General features: G+C 59.6%; 13 protein-coding genes. All 13 read right to left on the reverse strand.

The annotated features are described in order from the left end of the window. Positions 1 to 41 precede the first annotated feature (41 nt). Entirely contained in the window at positions 42 to 455 is a 414-nt protein-coding gene (locus GZ093_RS00060) for a DUF4149 domain-containing protein (protein WP_296480591.1), read from the reverse strand. A 1-nt stretch (position 456) separates the two neighbouring features. Continuing rightward, positions 457 to 933 (reverse strand): transcription elongation factor GreA, encoded by a 477-nt coding sequence (gene greA / locus GZ093_RS00065; protein WP_296480305.1) that lies wholly within the window; start codon positions 931 to 933, stop codon positions 457 to 459. Between the two features lie 69 nt (positions 934 to 1,002). Continuing rightward, positions 1,003 to 4,323: a carbamoyl-phosphate synthase large subunit gene (gene carB, locus GZ093_RS00070; protein WP_296480308.1), complete on the reverse strand. Its 3,321-nt coding sequence runs from the start codon at positions 4,321 to 4,323 to the stop codon at positions 1,003 to 1,005. An 83-nt stretch (positions 4,324 to 4,406) separates the two neighbouring features. Then, entirely contained in the window at positions 4,407 to 5,072 is a 666-nt protein-coding gene (gene leuE, locus GZ093_RS00075; RefSeq protein WP_296480310.1) for a leucine efflux protein LeuE, read from the reverse strand. After that, positions 5,069 to 6,256 carry a glutamine-hydrolyzing carbamoyl-phosphate synthase small subunit gene (carA, locus tag GZ093_RS00080; protein ID WP_296480314.1) on the reverse strand — a complete coding sequence of 396 codons (1,188 nt, stop codon included), beginning with the start codon at positions 6,254 to 6,256 and terminating at the stop codon, positions 5,069 to 5,071. The genes leuE and carA overlap by 4 nt, the downstream gene beginning before the upstream one ends. Positions 6,257 to 6,412: 156 nt before the next feature. After that, positions 6,413 to 7,201, reverse strand: coding sequence for an RNA methyltransferase (locus tag GZ093_RS00085; protein ID WP_296480317.1), 789 nt, complete (start codon positions 7,199 to 7,201; stop codon positions 6,413 to 6,415). Then, positions 7,198 to 7,857 (reverse strand): ribonuclease HII, encoded by a 660-nt coding sequence (gene rnhB / locus GZ093_RS00090; RefSeq protein WP_296480320.1) that lies wholly within the window; start codon positions 7,855 to 7,857, stop codon positions 7,198 to 7,200. The genes GZ093_RS00085 and rnhB overlap by 4 nt, the downstream gene beginning before the upstream one ends. After that, positions 7,829 to 8,986 (reverse strand): lipid-A-disaccharide synthase, encoded by a 1,158-nt coding sequence (gene lpxB / locus GZ093_RS00095; RefSeq protein WP_296480322.1) that lies wholly within the window; start codon positions 8,984 to 8,986, stop codon positions 7,829 to 7,831. The genes rnhB and lpxB overlap by 29 nt, the downstream gene beginning before the upstream one ends. Positions 8,987 to 9,021: 35 nt before the next feature. Continuing rightward, positions 9,022 to 9,816: an acyl-ACP--UDP-N-acetylglucosamine O-acyltransferase gene (gene lpxA / locus GZ093_RS00100; protein ID WP_296480324.1), complete on the reverse strand. Its 795-nt coding sequence runs from the start codon at positions 9,814 to 9,816 to the stop codon at positions 9,022 to 9,024. 10 nt (positions 9,817 to 9,826) lie between these two features. Then, positions 9,827 to 10,267: a 3-hydroxyacyl-ACP dehydratase FabZ gene (gene fabZ, locus GZ093_RS00105; RefSeq protein WP_296480326.1), complete on the reverse strand. Its 441-nt coding sequence runs from the start codon at positions 10,265 to 10,267 to the stop codon at positions 9,827 to 9,829. Between the two features lie 4 nt (positions 10,268 to 10,271). Then, positions 10,272 to 11,294, reverse strand: coding sequence for a UDP-3-O-(3-hydroxymyristoyl)glucosamine N-acyltransferase (gene lpxD, locus GZ093_RS00110; protein ID WP_296480329.1), 1,023 nt, complete (start codon positions 11,292 to 11,294; stop codon positions 10,272 to 10,274). A gap of 22 nt (positions 11,295 to 11,316) precedes the next feature. Beyond that, complete coding sequence (locus GZ093_RS00115; protein ID WP_296480332.1) at positions 11,317 to 11,841, reverse strand: OmpH family outer membrane protein; 525 nt, start codon at positions 11,839 to 11,841, stop codon at positions 11,317 to 11,319. Further along, positions 11,841 to 14,132, reverse strand: a complete 2,292-nt coding sequence (gene bamA, locus GZ093_RS00120) for an outer membrane protein assembly factor BamA (protein ID WP_296480335.1) — start codon at positions 14,130 to 14,132, stop codon at positions 11,841 to 11,843. The genes GZ093_RS00115 and bamA overlap by 1 nt, the downstream gene beginning before the upstream one ends. Positions 14,133 to 14,160 lie beyond the last annotated feature (28 nt).

Raw genomic sequence — 14,160 nt, forward strand, 5'->3', positions numbered from 1 at the left:
AGACCGCCATATGCGCTGCTACAAGCCCTGTCCCGAACATTTCAAGAACGCTGCGGCGTCAACTTCCAGAAGGTCACGCCGGCGCACAGCCATTGCAGTAGATACATGGCGCTGCCTACGCTGTGCCACAGGCGCAAGTTCTCGCGCGCCACAATGCGAGGCGCCACGGCAAATTCAGCCAGCGCCGCCAGCAACATCCCTGAAACTATATAAATAATAGCTGCATGCGCAGCAGGGACGGGGGTTAGAGCCTGATTTTGTCTTGAACTCATCAGCAGCAGCAAGGCACAGACACAAGACACCCAAGTCTGAGCGCTGAACAAGCGCGCCGCCATCTGGCCTGCCAGCGTTGGGCTTGGCAGCGTCGCAAACAATAAGGGCACGACCAGAAAACCGATCGTGCTCAGGCTGCCCCACCACAGCGCAGCCGCCCAAAACGGCAACCGTGACAGCAGCTTAGACGTAACTCACCGCCACCACTTCGTAGTGCTTGACGCCACCCGGCGCTTGCACTTCGGCGGTGTCGCCTTTTTCTTTTCCGATCAGCGCGCGGGCGATCGGGCTGCCAATGTTGATCAACCCCAGCTTGATATCAGCCTCATCTTCACCCACAATTTGATAGGTGACTGACGCACCCGACGCTTCGTCTTCCAGCTGAACCGTGGCGCCAAACACGACCCGGCCATCCGCATGCAGGTCAGCCGGATCAATCACCTGGCACACGGAGAGCTTGCCTTCAATCTCCTGAATGCGCCCTTCGATAAAGCCCTGTTTGTCCTTGGCGACTTCGTACTCGGCGTTTTCGCTCAGGTCACCCTGGGCACGTGCCTCGGCAATGGCATTGATGACCCAGGGGCGCTCAACCGTTTTCAGTTTGTGCAACTCGGCCTTGAGCTTTTCAGCGCCGCGTTTGGTAATAGGAAGGGTAGCCACGTGCTGCTCCGATGTGGGATATAAAAACAAAACCGCCCGTTCGGCGGCATTGACAAAAATCAGGTTCGATTATGCCGTGATTGTCAGCGCACCTCTGGCGAGCGCCAACTGGGCATGCATTTCCTGGATCGAGATGACACTCAGATCGTCCATATAACGCATCCCCTGCACGGCCGCCTCGGCGCCGGCAATGGTCGTGAAGGTGGTGACCCGCCCGAACAAAGCCGAGGTGCGGATATGCCGCGAGTCCGCAATCGCATTGCGCCGCTCTTCCACCGTGTTGATGACCAGCGCAATTTCCTGGTTCTTGATCATGTCCACAATGTTGGGGCGCCCTTCGGTCACCTTGTTGACCGTGGCACAACTCACCCCGGCCGCGTTGATTGCCAAGGCCGTTCCCTTGGTGGCCAGCACGGTGAACCCCAACTCCACTAAATCACGGGCGACCTCAATGACACGGGGCTTGTCGTTGTTTTTGACCGAGATGAACACCTTGCCGGCGGGCTCGCCAGAGGGAGTGCGCGGTCTGGGCAATTTGGTTCCGGCGCCAATTTGAGACTTCACAAAGGCCTCGCCAAAAGTTTTGCCCACGCCCATCACCTCGCCGGTCGACTTCATCTCGGGGCCCAGTATCGTGTCCACACCGGGGAATTTGACGAACGGAAACACCGCTTCTTTCACGCTGAAATAGGGTGGCGTGACTTCCGTCCCGATGCCCTGCGAGGCGAGCGACTGCCCCACCATGCAGCGCGCCGCCACTTTTGCCAACTGAACGCCGGTGGCTTTGGACACAAAGGGCACGGTGCGGGATGCCCGTGGATTGACTTCCAGCACAAAAATCACATCAGCACCGTCCAGGCTCTGGATGGCGAACTGCACGTTCATCAAGCCGACGACATGCAAGGCCTCGGCCATGGCGGCGGTCTGGCGCTTGATCTCGGTCACGGTTTCCGCACTCAAACTGTAGGGCGGCAGCGAGCAAGCCGAGTCACCGCTGTGCACACCGGCTTGTTCAATGTGCTCCATGACGCCGCCGATGAAGGTTTGGCCCTGCGCATCGCGTACGCAGTCCACATCGCACTCAATGGCGTCATTCAAAAAGCGGTCCAGCAGCACCGGCGAATCGTGGCTGACCTTGACCGCCTCGCGCATGTAGCGCTCCAGATCGCGCTGCTCATGCACGATTTCCATGGCGCGGCCACCCAGCACATAGCTCGGTCGCACCACCAGCGGGTAGCCCAGTGCGGCCGCCTTTTCAAGCGCCTCGGGCTCGGTGCGGGCAGTCGCGTTGGCGGGTTGGCGCAGCCCAAGTTCATGCAGCAACTTCTGAAAGCGCTCACGGTCTTCGGCGGCGTCGATCATGTCGGGCGAGGTGCCAATGATGGGCACGCCGTTGGCTTCCAGCGCCAGCGCCAGCTTGAGGGGTGTCTGGCCGCCGTACTGCACGATCACGCCATAGGGCTTTTCCTTGTCCACAATCTCCAGCACGTCTTCCAGCGTGACCGGCTCGAAATAGAGACGATCCGAGGTGTCATAGTCGGTCGACACGGTCTCGGGATTGCAGTTGACCATGATGGTCTCGTAGCCATCTTCGCGCATGGCGAGCGCAGCATGCACGCAACAGTAGTCAAACTCAATACCCTGGCCAATGCGGTTCGGTCCGCCGCCGAGCACCATGATTTTTTTCCGATCCGTGGGCTCGGCCTCGCATTCGCTGCCGGTATCGAAGGGACTGGAGGACTCATAGGTCGAATAGAGATAGGCTGTGTTGGTGGCGAACTCGGCTGCGCAGGTGTCAACGCGCTTGTAGACCGGGCGCACACCCAGGGCGTGTCGTTTCTCACGCACCGCCGTGTCGGTGGTCTTGAACTGTTTGGCCAGGCGCCGATCGGAAAATCCTTTTTGCTTCAAGGCGCGCAAGGTCGCGCCGTCCATCGCATCCAGCGTGGAGCCCCGTTCCGGCGCGGGCAAGCGCTCAATCTCCAGCTCAATCTTGACGATCTGCTCAATCTGCACCAGAAACCAGCGGTCAATTTTGGTCAGCGCAAACACCTCGTCCACGCTCCAGCCAGCGGCAAAGGCGTCGCCGACGTACCAAATCCGATCGGGGCCAGGCTCGCCCAGCTCCTTTTCGAGGATTTCACGGTCCTGGGTCTTCTCGTTCATGCCGTCGACGCCCACTTCCAGGCCGCGCAGGGCTTTCTGGAACGACTCCTGAAAAGTACGCCCCATCGCCATCACCTCGCCGACCGATTTCATCTGCGTCGTCAAGCGGCAATCGGCCGCCGGGAACTTCTCGAACGCGAAACGCGGGATCTTCGTCACCACATAGTCAATGCTCGGCTCAAAGCTGGCCGGTGTGGCGCCGCCCGTGATGTCGTTGCGCAATTCGTCCAGCGTGTAACCCACCGCGAGTTTGGCGGCGATCTTGGCAATCGGGAAGCCCGTGGCCTTGGAGGCCAATGCCGAGGAACGCGAAACGCGCGGATTCATCTCGATCACCACCATGCGTCCGTCATCGGGGTTGATCGAAAACTGCACGTTGGAGCCACCGGTATCGACGCCAATTTCGCGGAGAACGGCCAGACTGGCGTTGCGCAAAATCTGATATTCCTTGTCGGAGAGCGTCTGCGCCGGCGCGACTGTGATCGAGTCGCCGGTGTGCACGCCCATCGGGTCCAAATTCTCGATGGAACAAACAATGATGCAGTTGTCCGCTTGGTCGCGCACCACCTCCATCTCGTACTCTTTCCAACCCAGCAGCGACTCTTCAATCAGCAATTCATTGGTCGGTGACGCTTCCAGACCGCGCTTGCAGATGACTTCGAACTCTTCCGGGTTGTAGGCAATGCCGCCGCCGGTGCCCCCAAGCGTGAAACTGGGCCGGATCACGGTCGGGAAACCCACCGTCTTTTGCACGCCCCAGGCCTCCTCCATGCTGTGGGCAATGCCCGAGCGCGCCGAGCCCAGGCCAATCTTGGTCATCGCATCCTTGAACTTCAGCCGGTCTTCGGCCTTGTCTATCGCCTCGGGCTTGGCGCCAATCAACTCAACGTTGTACTTTTCGAGCACGCCGTGGTGCCACAGGTCGAGCGCACAGTTCAGCGCAGTCTGGCCGCCCATGGTCGGCAGGATCGCATCGGGGCGCTCCTTGGCGATGATCTTCTCGACCGTCTGCCAGGTGATCGGCTCGATGTAAGTCACATCCGCCGTGGCCGGGTCGGTCATGATGGTGGCCGGGTTGCTGTTGATCAGAATGACTTTGAAGCCCTCCTCGCGCAACGCCTTGCAGGCTTGCACGCCAGAGTAGTCAAACTCGCAGGCCTGGCCGATGATGATCGGGCCCGCGCCAATGATGAGGATGCTTTTGATGTCGGTACGTTTTGGCATGTTGAAGAACTGCTCTCTTGTAGTCACGCGCAACCGAGGGGCTGCAATTTCAAATAACGAATTTCAGACGATGAACGACGAATTCAAGTCAGATTGGCGGTGGCCAACTTGGCGCCGAACCACAAAAAAAGGCCACCGACCATGCTCGACAGTCCGGCTGACAGCCTTTTGCGCTGGGCAAATCCTTGCGCCAGCCTGGCCCCCGCGACGATCAGCACGGACAGATAGAGGGCGCTGAAGGTCATCAGGATAGCGCTCAGAATCAAGAACGGCACTTCGGGTTGGGCGTAGGCGGGGTCAATGAACTGCACAAAGAACGACAGCAAGAACAAAATCGCCTTCGGATTGAGCAGGCTGATGACCAAAGCGCGGCGAAACGGGCGCTGCAGATGGGCCGCCGTGATGGAGGCAGTCGCCACAGCGGCCGGCGCCTGAGGCGCGGTGCGCAAACTCATCAGCGCCGCGCGCAGCAGGTTGAAGCCTACCCAGGTCAGGTAACCGGCCCCCGCATACTTGACCACCATGAACATCGCCGGGTAAGTGCGCAAGATGCCGGCGGCACCCAACGCGGTGCAGACCAGCAAGATCGTGTCACCCACAAACACGCCATAAGCCCCCTGGAAACCCGCCCGCACACCTCGCGCGGTCGCCACCGACAGGACATACAGCGAGTTGGGCCCGGGCAGCAAAATGATGCCGAAAGCGCCAATCACATACGTCCACAGGTCGGTGACGCCGTAAAAACTCATGCCCGCTGCTCCATTGCCCGCAGGAACCGGTCAAAAAGGCAGCCAATGTCATGGGGACCGGGCGAAGCCTCGGGATGGCCTTGAAAACAGAACGCCGGTTGGTCGGTGCGCTCGAGCCCCTGCAGGGTGCCGTCGAACAGGCTGATGTGGGTTGCACGCAAATTAGTCGGCAGCATGTTTTCATCCACCGCAAAACCGTGGTTTTGACTGGTGATCGAGACACGGCCGGTGTTCAGGTCTTTGACCGGGTGGTTGGCACCATGGTGGCCAAACTTCATCTTGAAGGTGCTGGCACCACTGGCCAGCGCCATGATCTGATGCCCCAGGCAAATGCCAAAGGTTGGAATGCCGGATTCGATCAACTCAGCAGCGGCGGCAATGGCGTAGTCGCACGGCTGCGGGTCGCCGGGCCCGTTGCTCAAGAAGATGCCATCGGGCTGGTACTTGAGCGCATCAAACGCAGAGGTCTGTGCCGGCACCACGGTCACCCGGCAACCGCGTTCGGCCAACATGCGCAAAATGTTCTTCTTGACGCCAAAGTCGTAGGCGACGACATGAAATCTTGGCGCGGTCAGTTCACCGTAACCGGGCTTGCCGCCCAGGGGCGGCTGGGACAAGCGCCATTCGGTCTGGGTCCAGGCATAGGGCGCTTGAACCGTAACGACCTGGGCCAGATCCAGTCCCGCCATGGGAGACGCCGCCTGGGCCAGCGCAATGGCCTGGTCAATCAGCAGTTGGGTCACCGCCTCGCCCGGCGCCAGGGCCATGATGCAGCCGTTTTGCGCGCCCTGACTGCGCAACTGGCGTGTCAACCGGCGGGTATCAATATTGGCAATCGCCACCGTGCCCTCGCGTACCAGATAGTCGCCCAAGGACATGGTTTGACGGAAATTGGACGCCAGCAGCGGCAAATCCTTGATGACCAGACCGGCCACGTGCACCTTGTCCGCCTCCACATCTTCGTCATTGACACCATAGTTGCCAATGTGCGGATACGTGAGGGTGACGATTTGCTGGCAGTAGCTCGGATCGGTGAGGATTTCCTGGTAGCCGGTCATGGCGGTGTTGAACACCAGCTCGCCGACGGTGGAACCCGTGGCGCCAATGGAATGACCAACATAGACGGTGCCGTCTGCGAGCGCCAGGATGGCGGGGGGGGCATTTCCCTGTAAGGACAAAAGCACTGGGTTCTCCGGAAAGGGTTTTCGGGTACGCCCACGCCCGCTCAAGATGAAACTCTTGGCTTGCTGCTTGAAGGGAATTGGCTTGGGAGGGCGCTAGGCGTACAGGGTGCGATGAGGCGCCCGAGTATACCCTAGGGTAAGCCCTGAACCGAGTCGCTACAGGCCTGCTGCCGCGCTGGCGTGCAGGCAAATGGCGGCGGCGGCGGCCACGTTGAGCGACTCTTCACCGCCGGGCTGGGCAATGCGCACGTGCAGGCGGGCCAATGCTTCCAGCTCCGCGCTGACGCCCTGCCCTTCGTGCCCCAGCGCCCAGGCGCAGGGCAGCGGCAGCGCCTGATTTTTGATCGCCTCGTGCAAATTGGCGCCCCGGTGCGAACTGGTCACCACGATCGGCACGGCCAGCAGTGCCAAATCAGCCAGCGCCACGCCCTCAATCAATTGCAGGCCCCAGTGCGCCCCCATGCCGGCGCGCAGCACCTTAGGGCTCCACAGCGCGGCCGTGCCTTTGAGGGCGATGATCTGTTTGAAACCGAAGGCCGAGGCACTGCGCAGGATCGAACCGACATTGCCGGCATCCTGCACCCGGTCCAGAATGACCGACGCCAGCTGCGGCTGCAAAGCGGCCAGCAGCGGCAAGTCGAACACAAAACCCATCTGGGACGGCGATTCCAGGCCACTGATCGTGGCGAATAATGCATCTGGAATGACTATATTTTTAATAGCTGCTACAGCATATTCCACGCGGGCTAGAGGCCAATAAGACTCTGAAAATACGCCGAGCGTGGGTGTCACATGCCGGGCCAGTGCCGCGGACCCCAAGTGCTCACCTTCGGCCCAGAAGCGGCCCTGCTTGCGATAGCCGGTGTTGTCTTGCGCGAGACGGCGCAGGTCTTTGAGCAAAGCATTGTCACGCGAGCTGATGTGCTGAACCTGCAAATCGGTCATCGCGCCACCTCAATCAACACCTCGGCCACGGGTCGAAAGGTTTTGCGGTGCTGCGGACAGGCGCCATGCGCGGTCAAGGCCGCCAGATGTTGTGCCGTGCCATAGCCTTTGTGCTGGGCAAAACCGTACTGCGGGTACTGCAGATCGATGTCGACGCACCAGCGGTCGCGGTGCACCTTGGCCAGAATAGAGGCAGCCGAAATGGCGGCGACCAGCGCGTCGCCCTTGACAATGGCCTCAGCCCGCACGGTCAACACCGGCAGTCGGTTGCCATCGACCAGCACCAGCGCCGGTTTGAGACGCAAGCCCTCGACCGCCCGGCGCATCGCGAGCAACGTGGCCTGCAAAATGTTGAGTCGCTCAATCTCTTCGACGCTGGCCTGGGCAATGCAGCAGCACAGCGCTTTGGCGCGAATCTCGTCAAACAACTGTTCGCGTCGGCGCGCGCTGAGCATTTTGGAGTCCGCCAGCCCCTTGATCGGCTGCAGGTCGTCCAGAATCACGGCGGCGGCCACGACCGGGCCAGCCAGCGGGCCGCGCCCGGCCTCGTCCACGCCGGCGACCAGGCCCGCAACATCCCACAAGAGCGAAGCCTGTTTGACGGCCCGCCTGTGCAGAATTTCTTTTTCAGCCTTGGAGAACTTGCTGGATCGCATGGGCGGCCAATCGGGGGGTGTCGCGCTGCAACTGCGTGTGCAATGCGGCAAATTTCTGTTGCAGGGAGGGTATTTTCGCAGGATGCGATGTGCGGGCCTCCAACCATTGCAGCACTTCACGCGCCAGCGCCTGGGGTGTGGCTGCGTCTTGCAGCAGTTCGGGCACGACAAATTCGCCGCACAGGATGTTGGGCAAGCCGACCCAAGGCTGCAGTTGCTTGCGCCGCATGATCTGCCACGACAACCAGCCCATACGGTACGCGATCACCATCGGGCGCTTGAACAGGGCCGCTTCCAACGTGGCGGTGCCACTGGCGATCAGCGTCACATCGCAGGCCGCCAGCGCCGTGTGCGACTGCCCCTCCATAATCTGCAACTGGGCCTGCAGGCCGCTGGCCCGGGCCGCCTGCTCGATGCTGGCGCGCAAGGCGGGAATCGCAGGTACTATGAACTTGATAGCTGGATGCGCTTTATTGATAAGGGCTGCAGCCTGAAAGAACCTCAAGGCCAAATGATTGACCTCAGATTGACGGCTGCCAGGCAAGATGGCGACGACTTGATCGGTATCAAGCAGTCCCAAGGCCGCGCGCGCTGCCGGCCGGTCCGCCTCCATCGGGATCACGTTGGCCAGCGGGTGCCCCACATAGGTCGCGGCGATGCCGTGCTGGGCCAGCAGAGCGGGCTCGAACGGGAAAATGCACAGCACATGGTCGACACTGCGACGGATTTTCTCCACCCGCTCAGGGCGCCAGGCCCAGATGGACGGCGACACAAAATGCACGGTCTTGATGCCCTGCGCTTTCAGATCTCGTTCCAGATCCAGGTTGAAGTCGGGCGCATCCACGCCAATGAAGATATCGGGGCGACCCTGCAGCAGGCGCGCTTTGAGTTGCTGGCGAATACCCACAATCTCGCGGTAACGGCGCAGCACCTCCCAACCAAAGCCATGCACCGAGAGTTTGTCGTGCCGCCACCAGGCGACAAAGCCGCGGCGCGCCATCTGGGGGCCCCCGATGCCGACGGCGCTCATGAGAGGCCATTGCTCGCGCAAACCATCGAGCAGCAAACCCGCGAGCAGATCGCCCGAGGCCTCGCCGGCCACCAGCGCCACCCTGAGTTCATGGCTCATGTCATCTGCCATCTCGGCTGCAGTGCGCTTTATGTTCAGCGCACGATGCCGCGCTGGGGCGATGTCTGATCCAAAAATGAGAGCATCATCTGCACGTCTGGTGTGGACTCAGGACTATTTGTTGCCAAATCTGCAATGCGCTCACGCGCCGCCTGCAGCGTCAGACCCTCGCGGTACAGCGCCTTGTGCATGGCTTTGACAGCAGCAATCCGATCTGGCGAAAAACCGCGACGGCGCAGTCCTTCATAGTTCATGGAGCGGGCCTGCGCTGGCTGGCCCTGGCACATGACGAAAGGCGGCACGTCGGCAACCAACACCGTGCACAGGGCCGTCATGCTGTGCGCACCTATCTTCACAAACTGATGCACCACGGTAAAGCCGCCGAGAATCGCCCAGTCGCCCACATGGACGTGGCCCGCCAACTGGGAATTGTTGGCAAATATGGTCTTATTGCCGACGACGCAATCGTGCGCCAGGTGCACATAGGCCATCAGCCAGTTGTCATCGCCGACGCGGGTGACACCCGCATCCCCGGGAGAGCCAATGTTGAAGGTGCAAAACTCACGAATGGTGTTGCGGTCGCCAATAATGAGTTCGCAGGGTTCTCCCGCGTACTTCTTATCCTGCGGAATGGCACCCAAGGAGTTGAATTGGAAGATGCGGTTGTCTCGTCCGATCGTGGTGTGGCCTTCGATCACGCAATGCGGACCAATCGTCGTTCCGGCGCCCACTTTCACATGAGGACCAATCAGGGTGTAGGCACCCACTGTCACCGAGCCGTCAAGCTCGGCCTGGGAATCGACAATCGCCGTGGCATGGATGGCTGTCAAATGAGCACCTTCAAGCAATCTTGCGCACCGCGCAGGTTAATTCGGCTTCCACAGCAAGTTCATCATCGACCAGGGCACGCGCCTTGAACTTGAAAACACCGGCCTTCATGCGCACCAACTCAACCTCAAGAATCAGTTGATCGCCTGGTTCCACCGGACGCTTGAAGCGCACGCCGTCCATGCCGGCAAAATAGTAAACAGAGTCTTCGTTGGGCGTCGTATCGATCGCGTCAAACGCCAGCAACGCGGCGGCCTGCGCCAGCGCCTCCAGCATCAACACGCCCGGCATCACCGGCCGATGGGGAAAGTGGCCTTGAAAAAATGGCTCATTGATGGTGACATTTTTCAGTGCCCGGATACTCTTACCCTTGTCAAGCGCCAGCACCCGATCCACCAACAGGAATGGGTAACGGTGCGGCAATTGCTTGAGAATCTTATAAATATCCATCATCTTTTCACTCACTTCGTGTCGCTACGGCTTGGGCCGCGAGGTTTGATTTTTCGAATTCACCTATTTTTTCCTCCAGCACCCGAATGCGATCACGCAAGCTGTGCAGTTGCTTCAGTGATGCGGCATTTTTTTCCCAGGCGGCGTTGTCGTCAATCGGGAATATTCCAGTGTAGTGACCGGGCTTGCGCAGCGAGCGGGTGACCACGCTAGCGGCTGAGATGTTGACCTCATCGGCCAGCGCCAGATGGCCCAACACAATCGCACCCCCGCCCAGGGTGCAGTGCGCGCCAATGGTGGCACTGCCCGCCACACCGACGCAGCCGGCCATGGCAGTATGTTGGCCAACCTTCACGTTGTGACCGATCTGTATCAGGTTGTCGAGCTTGACGCCGTCCTCAATCACCGTGTCTTGCAGGGCGCCACGGTCAATGCAGGTGTTGGCGCCAATTTCAACATCGTTGCCGATACGAACCGCACCCAGTTGCTCAATTTTTTCCCAAGCGCCGCCATTGGGCGCAAAACCGAATCCATCGGCACCGATGACAACGCCCGAATGCAGCAGACAGCGCTCGCCGATGACGCAGTTCTCACCCACCGTAACGCGCGACTTGAGCACGGTGTCGGCGCCGATGCTGGCGCCACACTCGATCACACACAGGGCGCCAATGCTGGCGCGCGGGTGCACAAAAGCGTCAGGGTCAATGACGGCACTAGGGTGAATTTGCGCCCGCACGGCGTTTGGCAAACTCTTCTTCCAGAGTTGAGTGACACGGGCAAAGTACAGATAAGGCTGCTCGGTCACGATGCAGGCGCCACGTGCCATGGCGGCATCTCGCATCTTCGGACTGACGATGACGCACGCGGCACGCGAGGCCGCCAGTTGGTTCTGGTACTTGGGGTGGCTGAGAAAACTCAGCTGTTGGGGCGTTGCGCTTTCAAGCGGCGCCAGGCCTTCGATGCTGAGGCTGGCGTCACCGTGCAACTCACCGCCCAGCGACTCAACAATCAAACCTAAAAGCAGCGTCACACGTCACTTGCCGGAGGCATCGTCATTTGGCGCCGTTCGAATTCAGAACCTTTAGGACTTTGTCGGTGATATCGAGTCTTGGATTGACATACACCGCATCCTGCAGAATCAGGTCATACTTTTCAGCCTCAGCCACTTGCTTGACGACTTTGTTGGCGCGCTCAATCACCTGCTGCAACTCTTCATTTTTGCGTGCGTTCAGGTCTTCCTGAAACTCACGACTCTTGCGCTGTACGTCACGATCCTGCTCCAGCAACTGCTTCTGCCGCGTCGTGCGCTGTGTTGCTGACAGAGTGGGTGCTTCGCGCTCAAAGTTGTCAGCCAGCGTCTTCAGCGCAGCCCTCGAATCCATGATTTCTTTTTCGCGCTTGGAAAATTCCTGCTCAAGCTTGAGCTGCGCCGACTTGGCCGTACTTGCCTCCTTGAAAATCCGGTCGGTACTGACAAACCCGATCCGGGACTCCTGGGCCTGGGCCTGCATGTGTGCTGACACCAGTAAACCGCCCAGCGCGATGCTGGCAAGACTGTGACGTAGTAAATAATTCATCAGAAACTCGTTCCAATTTGAAATTGCATGGTCTGTATTTTATCGCCGTCATATTTCTTGATCGGCTTGGCGAAGGCCAGACGCAAGGGTCCGACTGGCGAAATCCAGCTGATGCCCACCCCGACCGATGCGCGCAGACTGCCCGCGTTGGCATTGACGCCACCGGAGCCGCCGACACTGCCGGCATCAGCAAAAGCATACATCCGCAAGGTCCGGTCATTGCCGGCGCCCGGGAAGGGAGACAGTATTTCGGCGTTCAAATTCAATTTTCGGGTGCCCCCCAAGACGGCCTCTTGGCTATCACGTGGCCCCAGGCTGCCCTGCTCAAACCCGCGTACCGATCCCAAACCACCACCGTAAAAATTCTTGAACACGGGGTAGGATTTATCGCCGGCGGATGCGCCCACGCCCACCTCAGCGTTAAATGCCGCCGTGAATTGCTTGCTGAGCGGGATAAATTCCTGGAACTGGTAAGTGGCCCGCACGTAACGCACGTCGCCCGCGGGCGACCATTCCGCGTTGGCGCGCTGATAGCGGCCCGAGTTCGGCGCCAGTGCACTGTCGCGACGATCGCGCGACCACCCCACCGTCAACGGAATGGCCAGACTGGAAAGTCCATATTCCTTAATGTGGGCGTCGTAAGTTGTTGGCAACAGATCACCGGGGACAATGGTCGTATTCTCGACACCCGCCCCAAAATAGACCGTGTCCGTCTCGGTGAACGGCACGCCAAAACGCAGACTGCCACCCGAGGTCTTGAGCTTGTAATAGCTGTCGTCCTGGTAGGGGCTGCTGGTCCGGTAGTACACGTCAATGGTTCTGGAAACGCCGTCGGGCGTGAAGTAAGGATCGGTGGTGTTGAAAACAACCATCCGGTTGTATTTGCTGGTGTTGACCTGCACACCCAAAGAGTTGCCCGAACCAAAGGCATTTTCCTGTTTCAGACCAAATGAGAGTCCAAGCCCGTCGCCACTGGAGTAGCCGGCACCCAGACTCAGACTACCGGTGGGCTTTTCAACCACGTTGATGCTCAGATCGACCTGATCGGGTGAACCGGGCACTTCTTGGGTCTCGATACCGACCTCCTTGAAGTACCCGAGCCGATCGACGCGGTCGCGAGACAACTTGATCTTGTCAGCGTCATACCAGGAAGCTTCAAACTGGCGAAACTCCCGGCGCACCACCACATCACGCGTGCGGCTGTTGCCGGTGACGTTGATTTTGCGCACATAGGCCCGCCGGGATGGCTCTGCCTGCAGCACCAAGGCGACACGGTTGTTGGCGCGATCAATGTCAGGGCGCGCCTGCACCCGTGCAAACGCGTAACCAAAATTACCGAAATAGTCGGTGAACGCCTTGGTGGTCTTGGCCACTTCATCGGCGTTATAGGCCTCGCCGGGACGGATGGTCACCAGCGACTTGAACTCATCGTCCTTGCCCAGGAAATTTCCTTCAAGCTTGACGCCGCTGACAATGAAGCGCTCACCTTCAGAAATGTTGATGGTGATGGAAATATCCGTCTTGTTGGGCAAGATCGCCACTTGCGTGGAGTCGACCTTGAACTCCAGATACCCCCGCGTGAGGTAATACGAACGCAAAGTTTCAATGTCGGCATTGAGCTTGGCGCGTGAATAGCGATCCGCCTTGGTGTACCAGCTCAACCAGCCCCCCGTGTCCAGGTCAAACAGGCCACGCAAGGTCGACTCGCCGAAGACTTTGTTGCCCACGATCCGTATTTCGCTAATTTTTGCCGTCTCACCCTCGGTCACTGTAAACGTCAGATTGACCCGGTTGCGTTCAATCGGCGTCACTGTTGTGACCACTTCGGCGGCATACAGGCTGCGATTGATGTACTGCCGCTTGAGCTCCTGCTCGGCGCGATCAAGTTGGGCTTTGTCAAACGGGCGGCCATCGGTCAGACCGACATCACGCAAGGCTTTCTTGAGAACGTCCTTGTCAAACTCCTTGGTGCCGACAAACTCAACCTCGGCAATCGTCGGGCGCTCCTCAACCACAATCACCAGCACATCGCCATTGACCTCAATGCGCACGTCCTTGAACAAACCCAGCGCAAACAGCGTGCGAATGGCCGAAGTGCCCACTTCATCGTTGTAGACGTCGCCGACCCGAACCGGCAGCGACACGAAAACCGTGCCCGGTTCCACGCGCTGCAAGCCCTCAATACGAATATCGCGCACCGTAAACGGGCTGACCGCCCAGGCCGTGCCGGCCACAAAGACCAGAGAAGCGACGGCGGAAACGGTGCGCAGAGCAAAGCGATTAAATTGCATTTTGAATATTAAAAAGTCAAGCCGGTGT

Origin of the sequence: Rhodoferax sp., assembly GCF_010365055.1 — a bacterium.
Taxonomy (GTDB): domain Bacteria; phylum Pseudomonadota; class Gammaproteobacteria; order Burkholderiales; family Burkholderiaceae_C; genus Rhodoferax.

What these genes read in the sequence shown, in the direction of transcription:
- carB (WP_296480308.1), bottom strand. Translation starts at nt 4,323, where the DNA reads ATGCCAAAACGTACCGACATCAAAAGCATCCTCATCATTGGCGCGGGC.
- leuE (WP_296480310.1), bottom strand. Translation starts at nt 5,072, where the DNA reads ATGAGTTTTTACGGCGTCACCGACCTGTGGACGTATGTGATTGGCGCT.
- GZ093_RS00085 (WP_296480317.1), bottom strand. Translation starts at nt 7,201, where the DNA reads ATGACCGATTTGCAGGTTCAGCACATCAGCTCGCGTGACAATGCTTTG.
- rnhB (WP_296480320.1), bottom strand. Translation starts at nt 7,857, where the DNA reads ATGCGATCCAGCAAGTTCTCCAAGGCTGAAAAAGAAATTCTGCACAGG.
- lpxB (WP_296480322.1), bottom strand. Translation starts at nt 8,986, where the DNA reads ATGAGCCATGAACTCAGGGTGGCGCTGGTGGCCGGCGAGGCCTCGGGC.
- fabZ (WP_296480326.1), bottom strand. Translation starts at nt 10,267, where the DNA reads ATGATGGATATTTATAAGATTCTCAAGCAATTGCCGCACCGTTACCCA.
- GZ093_RS00115 (WP_296480332.1), bottom strand. Translation starts at nt 11,841, where the DNA reads ATGAATTATTTACTACGTCACAGTCTTGCCAGCATCGCGCTGGGCGGT.
- bamA (WP_296480335.1), bottom strand. Translation starts at nt 14,132, where the DNA reads ATGCAATTTAATCGCTTTGCTCTGCGCACCGTTTCCGCCGTCGCTTCT.